This window comes from Bosea sp. Tri-49 (assembly GCF_003952665.1).
Classification (GTDB): Bacteria; Pseudomonadota; Alphaproteobacteria; order Rhizobiales; family Beijerinckiaceae; genus Allobosea.
The window spans coordinates 5471182-5485231 of the sequence record NZ_CP017946.1; the positions used below are offsets into that span (position 1 = coordinate 5471182).

Consider the following 14050-nt stretch of genomic DNA (forward strand, 5'->3'; position numbering starts at 1 on the left):
AGGCTCTCCGCGAACGCAGCCTCAAAAGCTCAGGCCGCGTCCTTCCATTTCGGCAAGGCGTCGCCATGAGCGGCGATGAGTTCGTCGACCATGCGCCTTGTCTCCTGCAATGACAGCACGCTCGCCGCATGGCGGTCCAGCGCCGCGGCCCGGTGGACGCGCTCGCGGTCGCCGTCGAGCGCGGCGCGCACCGTCAGGTCCTGGACAAAGACATGGGGCGCGCAATGCGCCGCGAGCTCCGGCGGCAGCGTGCCGGCATGGCAGGGGCGCAGGCCGTTGCGATCGACGATGACCGGCACCTCGACGCAGCAGCCTTCGGGCAGGTTGTCGATCAGCCTGGTGTTCTCGACATTGCCGTAGATCACCGTCGGCTCGCCGGTCACCATGGCGCGGATGATCAGCGATCCGTACTCGTCGCTGCGCTCCAGCGGGAAGTCCTCGCCGGCCAGGAGCTTGCGCCGCGTTTCAGTATAGCGGCCGAGATTGCGGACGCTGCGCCGGACGTACTCGTCGACCGGAACGTCATATTCGGCGATCTGGTCGTCGCGGCGCAGGAAGTACGGGGTGTACTCGGCATTGTGCTCGCTGGATTCGCTGACGAACCAGCCGAGCGTCCGCATCAGCTCAAAGCGGACCTTGTCCCTGGCGTAGATCTCCGGGTCGGCCATCGCCTTGCGCAGCGCCGGATAGGCGTCCTTGCCGTCGATCTGGAGCTTGAGGAACCAGGTCATGTGGTTGATGCCGGCGCAGTCATAGCTCAGCCGCGACTGCTCGACGCCAAGATAGCTCGCAAGATCGCGCGCCGTGTGCTGGACGTTGTGGCAGAGGCCGACGACACGCTGCTCCGGATAAGCCTTGTAGACCGCCCAGGTCAGGATGCTCATCGGATTGGTGTAGTTCAGCAGGACGGCGTCGGGGCAGAGCTCGCGCATCTCGGCGACGAGATCGAGCATGAAGGGGATGGTACGCAGGCCCCGGAAGATGCCGCCAATGCCGACCGTGTCGGCGATCGTCTGCTTCAGCCCGTATTTCCTGGGTATGTCGAAGTCGAGCAGCGTCGCCTCGTGCATGCCGATCTGGACCATGTTGATGACGAAGTCGCAGCCTTCGAGCGCCCGCCTTCGGTCGAGATGCTCCTCGACCACCGCATCGGCGCCGAACTGCTTGGCGGTCCAGCGCGCCATCATCCCACCGGTCTCGAGCCGCTCGGGGTCGATGTCATGCAGCGAGATCACGACGCGCCCGAGCTCGGTGAAGTTCAGGATGTCGGTCAGCAGGTTTTTGACGAAGACAGCGCTGCCCGCGCCCATCATGGCAATCTTGACCACCGGTCTTTCCCTTTCGACATGTCGATACTGGTTGGCCCGCGCCGATGCGCGGGCGGTCACTTGAGGCCCGAGCCGGAGATGCCCTGGACGAAATAGCGCTGGAAGAAGGTGAAGATGATCAGCATCGGCACCAGCGAAAGCAGCGCGATCGCCATGATCATCGTCCACTCGGTGTTGAATTGGCCGCGCAGCAGATTGAGGCCGAGCTGGACGGTGTACATCTCGTGCTTCATCATCACGACCAGCGGCAGGGCGAAGTCGTTCCAGCGCCACATGAAGGTGAAGATCACCAGCACGGCGATGATCGGCTTCGAGAGCGGCACGACGATCTTGAAGAAGATCTTCAGTTCGCTGGCGCCGTCGATGCGCGCCGCCTCGAGCAGCTCGTCGGGGATCGAGACCATGAACTGGCGCACCATGAAGATGCCGAAAGCCTCGGCTGCGCGCGGCAGGATGACGCCCCAGTAGTCGCTGAGCAGGCCGAGCTCGGAAACCACCAGGAAGAGCGGCACGATGATGACCTGGAACGGGATCATCAGCGCAGACAGCACCGCGAGGAAAAGGATGTCGCGGCCGGCGAAGCGGAACTTGGCGAAGGCATAGCCGCAGAGCAGGTTGATCGTCACGGTGATCACCACCGCGAACACGGTGATGATCAGCGAGTTCATCGTCCAGCTCAGGAACGGCACGCGCCCGATTGCGTCCGTGAAGTTCTGCCAGACGAAGCTCGACGGGATCAGGCCGGCGGCGCCACTGAAGACCTCGTCCTTCGGCCGAACCGCAGTCGCGAACATCCAGTAGACGGGGAAGAACATGATCCCGGCGCCCGCGACGAGGAGCAGCCAGATGCCGGTGGTTTCGAGACGCCCGGTCAGGGCGTTACGGCTCGTTCCCGCGATCATGACGGCGCCCTCATGCCACGTCCTCGACCCGGCGGTTCCCCCGCCACTGCAGCAGGGTGAAGATCAGGATCATCACGAACAGGACCATGCCCATGGCGCTGGCATAGCCCATCTCCGAACCGACGAAGGCGGCCTGGTAGATGTACTGGACGATCATCGTCGTCGAGAAACCGGGACCCCCGCCAGTCATGACGTAGATCAGGTCGAAGACCTGGAAGGAGTGGATCACGCCCAGGATCAGCAGCAGGAAGGTCGCCGGCCGCAGCAGCGGCCAGGTGACGAAGCGGAACTGCTGCCAGCGGCTGGCGCCGTCCATCTGCGCAGCATCGTAATAGGTCGGCGAGATCGACTGCAGCGCGGCGAGATAGACCACCATGCAGAAGCCGATGCGGACCCAGAGCGAGGTGACGATCAGGGAGAACAGCGCCCAGCGCGGCGAGGACAGCCAGGCGACGGGCCCGATGCCGATCTGTTGCAGCAGCGTGTTGATGACGCCGTAATTGTCGTTGAAGAGCCAGGCCGCGATCACTGCCGTGGCGACGTTGGAGATCACCACCGGCAGGAAGAAGACGCTGCGCAGGAGAGTGCGGCCGAGAAGGTCGCGGTTGAGGGCGATCGCCAGCACGAGGCCGATGGCGAGGCTCATCGGGACGGTCGCGAAGGAGTAGATCGCGGTATTGCTCAGCGACTGCCAGAACAGCGCGTCATGAGCGAGGCGAGCATAGTTCTCCAGCCCGATATAGCGCGGCGTATCGATCAGGCTCCATTCCCGCAGGCTGATGTAGAATGCGTAGAGCAGCGGGAAGAAGACGAAGACCGAGAACAGCGCCATGTTCGGGGCGATGAACAGGTAGGGCGTCAGCTGGTTGCGCCTGGCCTGCAGCCAGTAGCGCCGCGCATCCGCCGCCGAAGGCCGGCCGACAGCCGGCCCCCTCAGGTTTTCCGCGATGGCCATCACCGCTGCCATCAGACCAGCAGCGTGGAACGCACGTGCTTTTCGATGTTCGCGACGGTCGCTGCCGGCGACTGGCCGGAGGTGAAGGCAAGCTCGAGCTCGTCGGCCAGCTTGGCGTTGAAGCGATCCCAGGTCGGCATGACGATGGTGCTGACGAGATGCTCCGGGACGGTCGCCGACTGCTCGAGGAAGACCTTCATCTCCTCGTTGCGGATGTCATAGACGAGGCCCTTGTCCTTCAGCGATTTGCGCACCGGCAGGAACTGCGCCTTGGTGACGAAGGCGCGCATCGGTTCCTCCTCGACCATGAACTTGACGAAGTCGGCCGCGACGTCGGGGCTCTTGCTGTCACGCGAGACCGCCAGGGCATTGCCGCCGAGATCGGCGGCCATCGCGACGTCGCGCGGCAGATAGGTGACGCCCCATTTGAACTTGGCCTGGTCCTGGATGAAGGGGATCTGCCAGTCGCCATGCAGCAGCATGGCGATCTTGCCGGTCGCGAACAGGTTCTGCACCGGCTCGGAACTCTTCAGCGATGTATTGGGCGGAACGAGCCCATCCGTGAACCAGCTCTGGGTCCAGGCGACGGTCTCGGCCGCCTCCTTCGTATTGATCTGCGGGCCCTTCAGCTCGTTGTCGAGCAGCTGGCCGCCATGCTGATAGAGATACATCAGCCAGCGATAGGCGTTGGAGTTCTGCCAGTTCATCGCGAAGGCGTAGTTCAGGCCAGCCTTCTCCTTCACCAGCTTGGCGGCGCTGATGAACTCCTGCCAGCTCCAGCTCTTGTCGAGGCTCCTGGGCGCCTCGATGCCGAGCTTCTCGAAGATCTCGGCGTTGTAGAACAGCGCGAAGGTGTCGGTGTGATGCGGCAAGGCGTGGGGCTTGCCCCTGAAGGTCGAGGCACGCCAGACCGAGGGCAGGAAGTCCTGGCCGAACCCGGCATCGAGATATTGCGACAGGTCGATCGCCGCGCCGCTCTGCCCGTAGCGCCCGATCCGCTGGTACTGGGCGCGGAAGATGTCCGGCGCCTGCTTGCCGGCGAAGCGGGTGTCGAGCTGCTGGTAATACTGGCCGCTCGGGACGACCTCGAGCTTGATGGCAACGTTGGGATTGCGGGCCTTGTACTGCTCGATCAGGGCGTTGAAAGCGGCGACCTCGGCGGGCGACCCCCAGGAGGTCATGCTCAGCGACGCGGCCTTCTGGGCGCTCGCTGCGCCCCAGTACATGCCGGCCCCGGCGCCAATGCCGGCGCACAGGCCGGTCTTGAGGAAGCTGCGCTTGGTGATGGTCGTCATTGTTTCGATCTCCCTTGGACTTTTTTATCGTTGGAAGGTGGTGGGCTTTCTCAGGCTCCTTCCCGGCCGGTAGCGGCGCGCATGCCGCCGCAGGATTCGCGCACAAGCAGACGCACCGGCAGCACCTGCTCGCGCGGTGGCGGCTCGGCCTCGCCTTCCAGCCGGCCGATCACCGCCTCGACCGCGAGCCGGCCGATATCAGCGCGGGAATAGTCGACCGTGGTCAGTTCCGGCGTGACGAAGCCACCGAGCGCGATGCCGTCGAAGCCGACGACCGCCATCTCCTGCGGCACCCGCACGCCGCGTTTGCGCAGCGCATGCAGCGCTCCGACTGCCATCTGGTCGCTGTAGACGAAGACGGCGCTTGGACGCTTCTCCTGCGCCAGCAGCTCTTCCATCGCGGCGAAGCCGCCAGCGAGGCTCGGCTCCGCCATCGCGACGAGCTGCGGGTCGGCGGCGATCCCGGCTTCCTGCAGCGCCCGCGCATAGCCGTCCGAGCGCTCGCGGCGCTTCAGCAGGCGCTGCGAGGCGCTGCCGATATGGGCGATGCGGCGATGGCCGAGAGCGAGCAGGTGGCGGGTCGCGACATAGCCGCCCCGCTCCAGATCGACGCGTACCGCCTGGATCGCCGGATCGGGGCTGTGGTGCTGCATCACCACGATCGGCATGCCGTTCTCGGCGAGCTTCTTGAGGTCGGCGGCGAGATCGGCGGGCGGAGCAGCGACGATGACGCCATCGGCGACGCCGCCCGAGAGCAGCGAATAGGCCCGCCGCTGCACCTCGTCGAACTTCGCCGACATGATGTTCAGCGAGTAGCCGCGCTCGAGGGCAGCCGCATGGGCGGCGCCGATGATCTCGGCATTGTAGAAGCTGTCGAGCGTATAGAGCAGCAGCGCGATGACGTTGGTGCGCCAGCGCCGCAGCGAGCGAGCGGCATGGCTCGGCTGATAGCTCAACCGGGCCGCCGCGTCGGCGACGCGGGCCCGCGTCTCGGCCGAGATGCCGAGCTCGCCGCCGCGATCATTGAGAACGAGGGAGACAGTGGTGCGCGAGACGCCGGCGAGCTTCGCGACCTCGGCGCTGGTGGCGCGGCTATTAGTTCGCTTGAGCGGAAGCGCGCGCTTCACCAAGGCCGTCTCCATCCCCAGAAATGCTATCTAACACGATTTAGAAGGAAGCTAAATGCCCGATCGTTAACCTGTCAAGGCCGGCAATGTGGGCCTTTTCAATTTTGCGGAGAGTTCCAGGGCGCGGGCTTGGCCAACTTGCTCGGCGTTTGCGGTCAGCCGGACGGCGCTGCAGCCGCTATCGAGCAGCTGTCTGAAAATAGGCGATAGGTCGCGATCCGGCTGCCGCCTAGCCTATCGATGATGGCGATGGTCGAGCGGCGAAGCGACGGAGATGCTTGATGATTCCGCCTGCACGCCGGTTTGCATGCGAAATTGGATACTGTTATCGCTTCAAGCCTCAAGCGCTCCCGCCGCATGGCCCCCGGCCATGGTGAAAGAGGAGCCGGCGGGAGGTTGGGATGCAGCTTTTGGCCATCCAACAGGCTGTGGCCCCTGGCAGTATTCTGGCGACCATGCCGCAGGTCATCGAGAGTGTGGGCCGCCCCGATTTTTCGACCGGCCTGTTCGACATCGCTCGTCGCTTCACCGGCACCGAGATCGTTACGGCTTTCATGACCGCGCCCGATGGCGAGGTCCATACGCTCCTCGCCGAGAACCGGCAGGAACCGGGCAAGGCCGCGCTCGAGGTCGCACGACGCTATGTCTCCCGCCATTGGCGCGCCGATCCGGCCAACGCGATCGCGCTCGATGAAGGCTGCGACCGCGATTGCTGGGGCGTCCGCATGCGGGCCAGCGACATCGCCAGCCCTACCTACCGCAGCGAATGCTATGTCGCGGTCGGGTTGTCGGAGCGCTTTTCGCTGATCCAGCGGCGGGTGGCCGGCACGATGCGGCTCAGCATCTACCGTCGTCGCAAGGAAAGCTTCAGCGACGAGGAGATCCTGCATCTCGTCGAAAGCGCGCCGCTTCTCATGGCGGCCCTCTGGCGCCATTATGAGGCGGTGAAGCCCGCGGACGGGCACCGCGCCGCGCCAGTTCTCCAGGCTCGGCTCGAGGCGGTTGCGCCTAGCCTATCGAAGCGCGAGCGCGATGTCTGCGCGCTCATCGCGACCGGTCTGACCTCCGAAGGGATCGCGCTCGAGCTCGGAGTCGGCCTCAATACCGTGCTGACCTATCGCAAGCGCGCCTATGCCCGGCTGGGAATTTCCTCGCAGAACGAGCTGATGCGCATCCTGATGTAGCGCCCAGCAGCGGCGGCTGGATCAAGCCATCCGGTAGCCGCCGTTCACGTCGAGCGTCGCGCCGGTGATGTAGGATGCCTGCGCAGAGAGCAGGAAAGCTACAGCCCCGGCAATGTCGTCCGGTTGGCCGAGGCGGCTGAGCGGCACCGCCTGCGCCAGCATATCCAGCGAGCCCGGCGCGGCCGAGCGCGGCGTCGCCGCTGCCAGCATCGGTGCATCGATGATCCCCGGCGCGACGCAGTTCACGGTGATACCGAGCGGCGCGAGTTCGCGCGCCATCGCCTTGGTGAAGCCAAGGATCGCCGACTTCGACGAGATGTAGCTCGCCGAGCCGCGATAGCCGCCGAGCTCGGCGGCGACGGAGCTGGTCGTGGTGATGCGCCCGCCCTCGACCGGCCGCTCCCGGCGGCGGCGCGCATAGGCGCGGATGCTCAGGAAGACGCCGCGGGTGTTGACCGCATGCGTACGTTCCCAATCGTCCAGCGTCATGTCGAAGATCGTCGGCCGTTCGCCATCCGCCGCCATCAGCAGGATACCGGCATTGCAGATGAGCGCGGTGACCGGGCCGTGAGCGGCCTCGATCGCTTGGAACAGAGTCTCGACCGAGCTTTCGTCGGAGACGTCGACCGCCCAGGCGCTATGGCCCTCGCCTGGCAGCGAGGTGGCCACCGCTGCGGCCGGTTCCTTCGTCAGGTCGCAGACGGCGACGCGCCAGCCGTCGATGGCGAGCTTGTGGGCAATCGCGGCGCCGATTCCACGTCCGGCACCGGTGACGAGGGCTAGCTTGGTCATGTCAGCGTCCGTTGATTCGCTGTAGATGCCTTGCGCGAGCAGGGCCCTGGAGGAGAAATCGCGGCCGTGGCTGCGCGTGAAGAAACCGGCTGAGAGGCCGCCATCGGCCATGATCAGGGCGCCGTTGACGTAGCTCGCGAGGTCCGAGAGCAGGAACAGGCAGACATTCGCGATCTCCTCCGGCCGGGCGAGCCGGGCGAGCGGCGTGCGGTCTTCCATGACGCCGGAGACGAAGCTTTCGGGAATGCCGGCGCGGATCATCGGCGTGTCGGTGGCGCTCGGGCCGATGCAGTTCACCCTGACGCCGTGCGAGCCCCATTCGATCGCAAGATCGCGCGTGAGGCCGACCACGCCCGCCTTCGATGCGCAGTAATGAGCCCGTCCCGACTGGCCGCCGAGCGAGGAGACCGAGCCGATGGTGACGATGGCGCCGCGACCGCGTGCGACCATGCGCCGACCCGCCGCCTGGCAAGAATAAAAGGTACCGGAAAGGTTGACGCCGATCACCGCCTCCCAGCTCTCGGTGAGGAGTTCGGTCGCGGGGGCGGGGCGCGAGATGCCGGCGGCGGTGATCAGCCCGTCGAGCGGGCCGAGGTCGCGCTCGATAGCTGCAATCGTCGAATCCGTGGCCGCCGGATCGCGCACGTCGAAGCTTACGGCGACTGCGCGGGCGCCGAGCGCCTCGATCTCCTGGACCACCGCAGCGGCGCCTTCGGCATTGGCGTCCGCAACCGCCACAGCGGCGCCCTCACGCGCCAGCGCCATGGCGCAGGCCCGCCCGATGCCGGAGGCGCCGCCGGTGACCATGACCGTACGGCCTGAAAGCCCGAAACTGGCGCTCATATTCTGCCTCCCCGAGTTGGGATCGTGCTCCGCCGCTCAACCCAGTTTCTGGCCGCCGAAGGCCGGCCGCTGTGACAGGCGCGCACACCAGGCCGCCGCCTGCGGCCGGCCGTCGCGCCAATTCAGGTCAGCGAAGCGCAGGTCAAGATAGGCAAGGCCGCAGAAGAAGGTGATCGTGCCGATGTCGACCCTTTCGCCGAAGGACGGGGCTTTGCCTTCGATGATGTCGAGTACGGCCCGGACCTTGGCGAGCTGGCCGTCGATCCAGCGCTCCCAGCGCATCGCCTCGTCGCGCAGCAATCCCTCATAGCGGGCGAGGAGGGCGGCATCGAGCAGGCCATCGCCGAATGTCTGCTCGGTGAGAGCGTTCCAGCGCGCGGCCGGGTCCGCCGGGAAGAGAGTGCCGCCGGCGCGGTGGTTCAGGTATTCGCAGATGACGCGGCTGTCGGTGATCACCGTGCCGCCCTCGGTCAGCAGGGTCGGGACCTGGCCGAGCGGGTTCGACTTGATGATGTTCTGCTCGCGTGCCAGCGGCCCGCCGGATTTGTATTCCTGCGAGACGTCGAGCATCTCGATCTGGTGGAGGAGGCCGAGTTCGGCGGCGGCGATCCGAACCTTGAGGACGAAGGGCGAGGTTGCGGACTGGTAGAGCTTCATCGCGGCAGCCTTTCTCAACGGGGCAGATGGTCGGGCCCGGCGGCGAGCGCGCGCCCGGCGATGAAGCCGAAGGTCAGCGCTGGGCCGAGGGTGATGCCGGCGCCGGGATAGGCGCCTGCCATGATCGAGTTCATGTCGTTGCCGCAGGCGTAGAGCCCAGGGATGGGGCGCTCGTTGCGGCTGAGGACACGGGCCTGCGGATCGCAGATCAGGCCGGTCGCCGTGCCGATATCACCCGGCCAGACCTTCACGGCATAGAAGGGACCGGTCTCGATCGGCCCGAGGCACGGATTGGGCTTGCGGGCGGGGTCGCCGAGATAGCGATTGTATTCGCTCGTGCCCTTGCCGAAGGCGCCGTCCACGCCCGAATGCGCCGCCTCGTTCATCCCGGCAACCTCGGCCGCGAGTGCCGTTGCGGGCACGCCGATTCGCTCGGCCAGAGCAAGTATGCTGTCACCTTCGAACAGGTAGCCCGCCTCGACGAAAGCCTTGGGCGATTTGAGGCCGGGATGGACGAGGCCGAGCCCGTACTTGCGCAGGAAGTCGCTGTCACAGACGAGGAAGGCCGGCACGGCCCCGCTCGCATGCATGGCCTCGACGAACCCATGATAGGAGGTCGCTTCATTGACGAAGCGACGGCCCTTGCTGTCGACCGCGATCAGCCCTGGTTTGGCGCGGTCGAGGATCAGATGCGGGAACTGGACCTCGCTGCCATCCGGCTTCTTTAGGACCGAGACCGGCGCCCAGAACGCCGCGCCGATATTATCGTCGCGCAGGTTTCCGCCCGCATCGAGGCCGAGCGCGATGCCATCGCCGGTGTCGGTTGCCGGCGCCATCGAGCGGTGGACTTCGGCATGCGGCAGGTGCTGGCCCCGCATCACAGCATTGGCCGGGAAGCCGCCGCTTGCCAGCACTACGCCACGCCGCGCGCCGATGCGCTGCTCGCCGCTCGGGCCTTTCGCCACGAGGCCGATGACGGAGCCGTCGCTAAGAATCAGCGAGCCCGCGGCCGTCCTTATGCGCAGATTGACGCCAGCCAGCCGTGCCGATTTCAGCAGGCGTCCGGCGAGCGCATTCCCCATCAGCAGCCGCGCGCCGCGCGGATGCCGCAGCCGTTGGAGGGCGTGCTGAAGCAGAAGCTTCGCACTATGTCGGAAGTTGGCGAGGCTGCGGAAGCGACCGACCAGCGCGTCGATATCCTTGCGGTTGACCATCATGCCGCCGAGCACGGTGAATTCCTTCAGCGGCGGCCGCAGCAGGGCGAAATCGGCACCCAGATCGTTGCCGTCATAAGGGGCGGGATCGACGGTCCGGCCGCCCTTGGAGGCGCCGGGCTGCTCGGGCTGGTAGTCGGGCGAATAGGCGCGCGCTTCGAAGCGCAAGGCCGTTTCGCTTTCGAAGAAGCGCACCATCTCCGGCCCGTTGTCGAGGAAGGCGCGCATCAGGTCCGGCCGCAGGCGGTTGCCGAGCACGGCCTCGACATAAGTCATCGCCGCCTCGCGGCTATCGGCATGCCCGACCTTCGCGGCATGCGGGTTCTCCGGGACCCACATGGCGCCGCCGGAGACCGCGGTGCTGCCGCCGATGAACTCGCTCTTCTCGATCAGCAGGACGTCGAGCCCGGCCTTGGCGGCGGTGATCGCGGCTGCCATGCCGCCGGCGCCGGAGCCGACGACGACCACGTCGCACATCTCGTCGAAATGTTCGCTCACGGCTCTCCTCCGCTCAGATGCCCATGCCGCCGCCGAGCGATTTGCCGCCGTCGACGAGCAGGACCTGGCCATAGATGAAATTGGTGCGTGGCGAGGCGAGGAAGGCGACGGCGTTGGCGATGTCCTCGGGCGCAGCGAGCGCCCCGGTCGGCTGCTGGGCGAGCAAAGCGGCGCGGGCCTCCTCCGACTGTTTCGCCACCATCTCGGTCGCAACCGCGCCCGGCGCCACGGCGTTGACCGCGATGCCGCGCGGCAGCAGCTCCATCGCCATCGCCCGCGTCAGCCCGACGACGGCGGCCTTCGAGGCGACGTAGTGGGCGTGGTTGCGCGCGCCGAGAAAGGTCCGCGAGGCGATGTTGACGATGCGGCCGCCCGTTTCCATCCGCCGTGCCACAGCCTGCGAGAGCAGGAACAGGGCGGTGACGTTGACGTCCATCATCCCCCTGAAATCGCCGGCGGCGAGCTCGAAGAACGGCTTGTTCTCGAAGACGCCGGCATTGTTGACGAGCGCCTGCGCCGCCGGCAGCCGTTCCGCCAGCGCAACCAGGCCGTCATGATCGGCGAGATCGATCGGCTCGAAGAAGGCGGAGTGGCCGGCCTTCGTCAGGTCGGCGACGAGGGCGGTCGCGCGCTCCACCTCGCGATCGAGGATACCGACCGAGAAACCGTCGGCGCAGAAGCGTTCGACGATGGCCCGGCCGATGCCGCGGGCGCCGCCGGTGACGAGTGCGATTGGTTTGTCGTGCGCGGCAGCCATGAGCCGTTCCTGTACGTATCGTTGGTTCGGCTCAGCCGCCGAGATAGGTGCGGCGGACGCTGTCGTCCCGTCGCAATTGTTCTGACGGGCCCTCGAGGGCCACCTCGCCGTTCTCGAGGATGTAGGCGTAGGAGGAGCAGCCGAGGGCGATCGCAGCGTTCTGCTCGACGAGCAGGATGGTGAGCCCCTCGCGGTTCAGCCGTTCGATGATCGCGAAGATCTGCTGGACCAGCAGCGGCGAGAGCCCGAGCGAGGGCTCGTCGAGCAGCAGCAGCCGTGGCCCGGCCATCAGCGCCCGGCCGATCAGCAACATCTGCTGCTCGCCGCCCGAAAGGGTGCCGGCCTTCTGCTGCAGCCGCTCTTGAAGCTTCGGGAAGTACTCGAACACGCGCTCCAGATCGCGCCTGATCCCGGCCGCGTCACTGCGGCGATAGGCGCCCATGTCGAGGTTCTCGCGCACGCTCATGTCGCGGAAGACCTCGCGGCCCTCAGGCACCTGCAGGATCCCGGCGGAGACGACCTTGTGCGACGGCCAGGACTGGATCGCCTCGCCGGCGAAACGGATCTGTCCTGCCGTCACGGGCACGAGGCGTGACACTGTGTTGAGCGTCGTGCTCTTGCCGGCGCCGTTCGAGCCGAGCAGGGCGACGATCGCGCCCTCGGGCACCTTCAGCGACACCTCCGAGAGGGCCTGGATGCGGCCATAGGAGGCGCAGATGGCGTCGATTTCGAGCAGGTCAGCCATGGGGCGCCTCCTGCGTAGTCTCACGGCCGAGATAGGCTTCGATCACGGCGGGATGGGCGCGTACCTCGGCGGCGGTGCCCTCGGCGATCTTGGTGCCGAAGCTCAGCACGGTGATGCGGTCCGAGATCGACATGACCAGCTGCATGACGTGCTCGACCAGGAGGATGGTGATGCCGTCGCGCTCGCGCAGCTCGCAGAGCAGCCGGTCGAGCGCGGCGATCTCGCGATTGCGCAGGCCGGCGGCGGGTTCGTCGAGCAGCAGCAATTTGGGGCGGATCGCCAGTGCGCGGGCGATCTCGACCATCTTCTGGTGGCCGAAATCGAGATTGCGCGCCTTGGTCTGGGCATAGGCCGAGAGGCCGGTGCGCTCGAGCAGATGCTCGACATGCTCGGCGATGCCGCGTGGCCGGGCGCTGATCGCGTCGCGCCAGGAGTGGCCGGCATGGACGTGCGCGCCGATCAGCACATTCTCGAAAACCGTGAGCTCGGCGAACAGCTCGAGGTTCTGGAAGCTGCGGGCGATGCCGAGCCCGGCCATCTCCTTGGCGGGCATGCGGGTGATGTCGCGCCCGTCATAGGTGATGCGGCCTTCGCTCGGCGTATAGAACCGCGAGATGCAGTTGAAGGTGGTCGACTTGCCGGCGCCGTTCGGGCCGATCAGCGCATGGATCGAGCCCTTCGCCACCGCCATGTCGAGCCCGTCGACCGCGGTGAGCCCGCCGAACCGGATGGTCAGGCCGGCGACATCGAGGAAGGGCGCGGCAGTCTCACCGGCCATGGCGCGCCTCCCTGATCCGGTCGCCGATGAAGGCGAAGAGGCCGCGCGGCGCGTACATCATGAACAGGATCAGGATCGCGCCGTAGATGATCTCCTGATATTGCGGCGCCTGGCGCAGCACCTCCGAGATCAGCCCGAAGACGATGGCGCCGCCGATCGCGCCGGCGATCGAGCCGAGCCCGCCGACGACGACCATGGTCAGCACCAGGATCGTGGTCTGGAAGCCGAGGCTGTCGGGATGGATGAAGGTCTGGAACAGGCCGAACATGCCGCCGGCGAAGCCCGCAATCGCGGCCGATAGGCCGAACGCGACGACCCGGGTACGGCGGACGTCGATGCCCATGGCCATGGCCGCGACCTCGGATTCGCGTACTGCACGGAAGGAGCGCCCGAGCCGCGAGCGCGAGATCGCGACGGTGACGCCGATCATCAGCAGGCAGAAGAACAGGACAAAGGGGTAGGCCTGCTTGTCGCTGAGGATCTCCAGCGGGCCGAAGCGCGCCGGGCTGATGCGCAGGCCGTTCGGGCCGTTGGTGACGCTGTCCCAGTTGGCGAAGACCCATTGCATCGCCTCGCCGAAGGCGAAGGTGGCGAGCGCGAGGTAGATGTCGCGCATGCGCAGCGCCAGCGCGCCGATGAACAGGCCGACGACGCCGGCGACAAGCGCGCCGAACAGCATCGCGAAGGGATAGGGCAGGTCGACGGCGCGGTTGGCCAGCGCGCTGGCATAGATGCCGATGCCGTAGAAGGCGGCGTGGGCCATGGAAAACTGGCCGGTCTCGCCGATGACGATGTGCAGCCCGAGGCAGAGCACCACGAAGACCAGCAGCAGGTTGGCGATGTAGATGACATAGCCGGTGGTGAAGGCTGGCAGGGCCATGGCAACCAGCGCCACCACCGCTAGTCCTGCGATGGCCGGTCCCGTGAGCGCGCGCTTGCCGGGCGCCACCGATGCGAGGGGAGAGGACGACACGG

At 66.6% G+C, this 14050-nt stretch carries 13 protein-coding genes; 1 reads left to right on the plus strand and 12 read right to left on the minus strand.

Translation table 11 applies throughout. The features are described 5' to 3' along the window. Window positions 1-29 precede the first annotated feature (29 nt). The 5 genes from melA to BLM15_RS26395 are packed head-to-tail and all read right to left on the minus strand — an operon-like array spanning window position 30 to window position 5607. The gene (gene melA, locus BLM15_RS26375; RefSeq protein WP_126115523.1) at window positions 30-1328 is read right to left on the minus strand and encodes an alpha-glucosidase/alpha-galactosidase; all 1299 of its coding nucleotides are present in this window, start codon (window positions 1326-1328) and stop codon (window positions 30-32) included. A gap of 56 nt (window positions 1329-1384) precedes the next feature. Further along, the gene (locus BLM15_RS26380) at window positions 1385-2230 is read right to left on the minus strand and encodes a carbohydrate ABC transporter permease (RefSeq protein WP_126115524.1); all 846 of its coding nucleotides are present in this window, start codon (window positions 2228-2230) and stop codon (window positions 1385-1387) included. A 10-nt stretch (window positions 2231-2240) separates the two neighbouring features. Continuing rightward, entirely contained in the window at window positions 2241-3185 is a 945-nt protein-coding gene (locus BLM15_RS26385; RefSeq protein WP_126115525.1) for a carbohydrate ABC transporter permease, read from the minus strand. An 11-nt stretch (window positions 3186-3196) separates the two neighbouring features. Then, a complete protein-coding gene (locus BLM15_RS26390; protein WP_126115526.1) occupies window positions 3197-4480 on the minus strand; it encodes an ABC transporter substrate-binding protein in 1284 nt (427 codons plus the stop codon). Between the two features lie 50 nt (window positions 4481-4530). Then, on the minus strand, window positions 4531-5607 hold the full coding sequence (locus tag BLM15_RS26395) for a LacI family DNA-binding transcriptional regulator (RefSeq protein ID WP_164547651.1): 1077 nt from the start codon (window positions 5605-5607) through the stop codon (window positions 4531-4533). A 401-nt stretch (window positions 5608-6008) separates the two neighbouring features. Between BLM15_RS26395 and BLM15_RS26400 the strand changes: the two genes are divergently transcribed. Next, entirely contained in the window at window positions 6009-6791 is a 783-nt protein-coding gene (locus BLM15_RS26400) for a helix-turn-helix transcriptional regulator (protein WP_126115528.1), read from the plus strand. 21 nt (window positions 6792-6812) lie between these two features. Here BLM15_RS26400 and BLM15_RS31685 read toward each other — a convergent pair whose 3' ends face one another. The 7 genes from BLM15_RS31685 to BLM15_RS26440 are packed head-to-tail and all read right to left on the minus strand — an operon-like array spanning window position 6813 to window position 14048. After that, window positions 6813-8426 carry an SDR family oxidoreductase gene (locus tag BLM15_RS31685; RefSeq protein ID WP_206438576.1) on the minus strand — a complete coding sequence of 538 codons (1614 nt, stop codon included), beginning with the start codon at window positions 8424-8426 and terminating at the stop codon, window positions 6813-6815. A 36-nt stretch (window positions 8427-8462) separates the two neighbouring features. After that, window positions 8463-9083, minus strand: a complete 621-nt coding sequence (locus tag BLM15_RS26415) for a glutathione S-transferase family protein (protein ID WP_126115529.1) — start codon at window positions 9081-9083, stop codon at window positions 8463-8465. 14 nt (window positions 9084-9097) lie between these two features. After that, window positions 9098-10795 carry an FAD-dependent oxidoreductase gene (locus tag BLM15_RS26420; protein ID WP_269467520.1) on the minus strand — a complete coding sequence of 566 codons (1698 nt, stop codon included), beginning with the start codon at window positions 10793-10795 and terminating at the stop codon, window positions 9098-9100. Window positions 10796-10808: 13 nt separating this feature from the next. Further along, complete coding sequence (locus tag BLM15_RS26425) at window positions 10809-11552, minus strand: SDR family NAD(P)-dependent oxidoreductase (protein WP_126115530.1); 744 nt, start codon at window positions 11550-11552, stop codon at window positions 10809-10811. 31 nt (window positions 11553-11583) lie between these two features. Further along, the gene (locus BLM15_RS26430; RefSeq protein WP_126115531.1) at window positions 11584-12297 is read right to left on the minus strand and encodes an ABC transporter ATP-binding protein; all 714 of its coding nucleotides are present in this window, start codon (window positions 12295-12297) and stop codon (window positions 11584-11586) included. Then, a complete protein-coding gene (locus BLM15_RS26435; RefSeq protein ID WP_126115532.1) occupies window positions 12290-13075 on the minus strand; it encodes an ABC transporter ATP-binding protein in 786 nt (261 codons plus the stop codon). The genes BLM15_RS26430 and BLM15_RS26435 overlap by 8 nt, the downstream gene beginning before the upstream one ends. Next, complete coding sequence (locus tag BLM15_RS26440; protein ID WP_206438577.1) at window positions 13065-14048, minus strand: branched-chain amino acid ABC transporter permease; 984 nt, start codon at window positions 14046-14048, stop codon at window positions 13065-13067. Before BLM15_RS26440 ends, BLM15_RS26435 begins: the two co-directional genes overlap by 11 nt. Between the last annotated feature and the right edge of the window lie 2 nt (window positions 14049-14050).

Excerpts from the sequence above, each read along its gene's own strand:
- BLM15_RS26380 (WP_126115524.1), bottom strand. The coding sequence starts at position 2,230 with ATGATCGCGGGAACGAGCCGTAACGCCCTGACCGGGCGTCTCGAAACC.
- BLM15_RS26385 (WP_126115525.1), bottom strand. The coding sequence starts at position 3,185 with ATGGCCATCGCGGAAAACCTGAGGGGGCCGGCTGTCGGCCGGCCTTCG.
- BLM15_RS26390 (WP_126115526.1), bottom strand. The coding sequence starts at position 4,480 with ATGACGACCATCACCAAGCGCAGCTTCCTCAAGACCGGCCTGTGCGCC.
- BLM15_RS26400 (WP_126115528.1), top strand. The coding sequence starts at position 6,009 with ATGCAGCTTTTGGCCATCCAACAGGCTGTGGCCCCTGGCAGTATTCTG.
- BLM15_RS31685 (WP_206438576.1), bottom strand. The coding sequence starts at position 8,426 with ATGAGCGCCAGTTTCGGGCTTTCAGGCCGTACGGTCATGGTCACCGGC.
- BLM15_RS26415 (WP_126115529.1), bottom strand. The coding sequence starts at position 9,083 with ATGAAGCTCTACCAGTCCGCAACCTCGCCCTTCGTCCTCAAGGTTCGG.
- BLM15_RS26425 (WP_126115530.1), bottom strand. The coding sequence starts at position 11,552 with ATGGCTGCCGCGCACGACAAACCAATCGCACTCGTCACCGGCGGCGCC.
- BLM15_RS26430 (WP_126115531.1), bottom strand. The coding sequence starts at position 12,297 with ATGGCTGACCTGCTCGAAATCGACGCCATCTGCGCCTCCTATGGCCGC.
- BLM15_RS26435 (WP_126115532.1), bottom strand. The coding sequence starts at position 13,075 with ATGGCCGGTGAGACTGCCGCGCCCTTCCTCGATGTCGCCGGCCTGACC.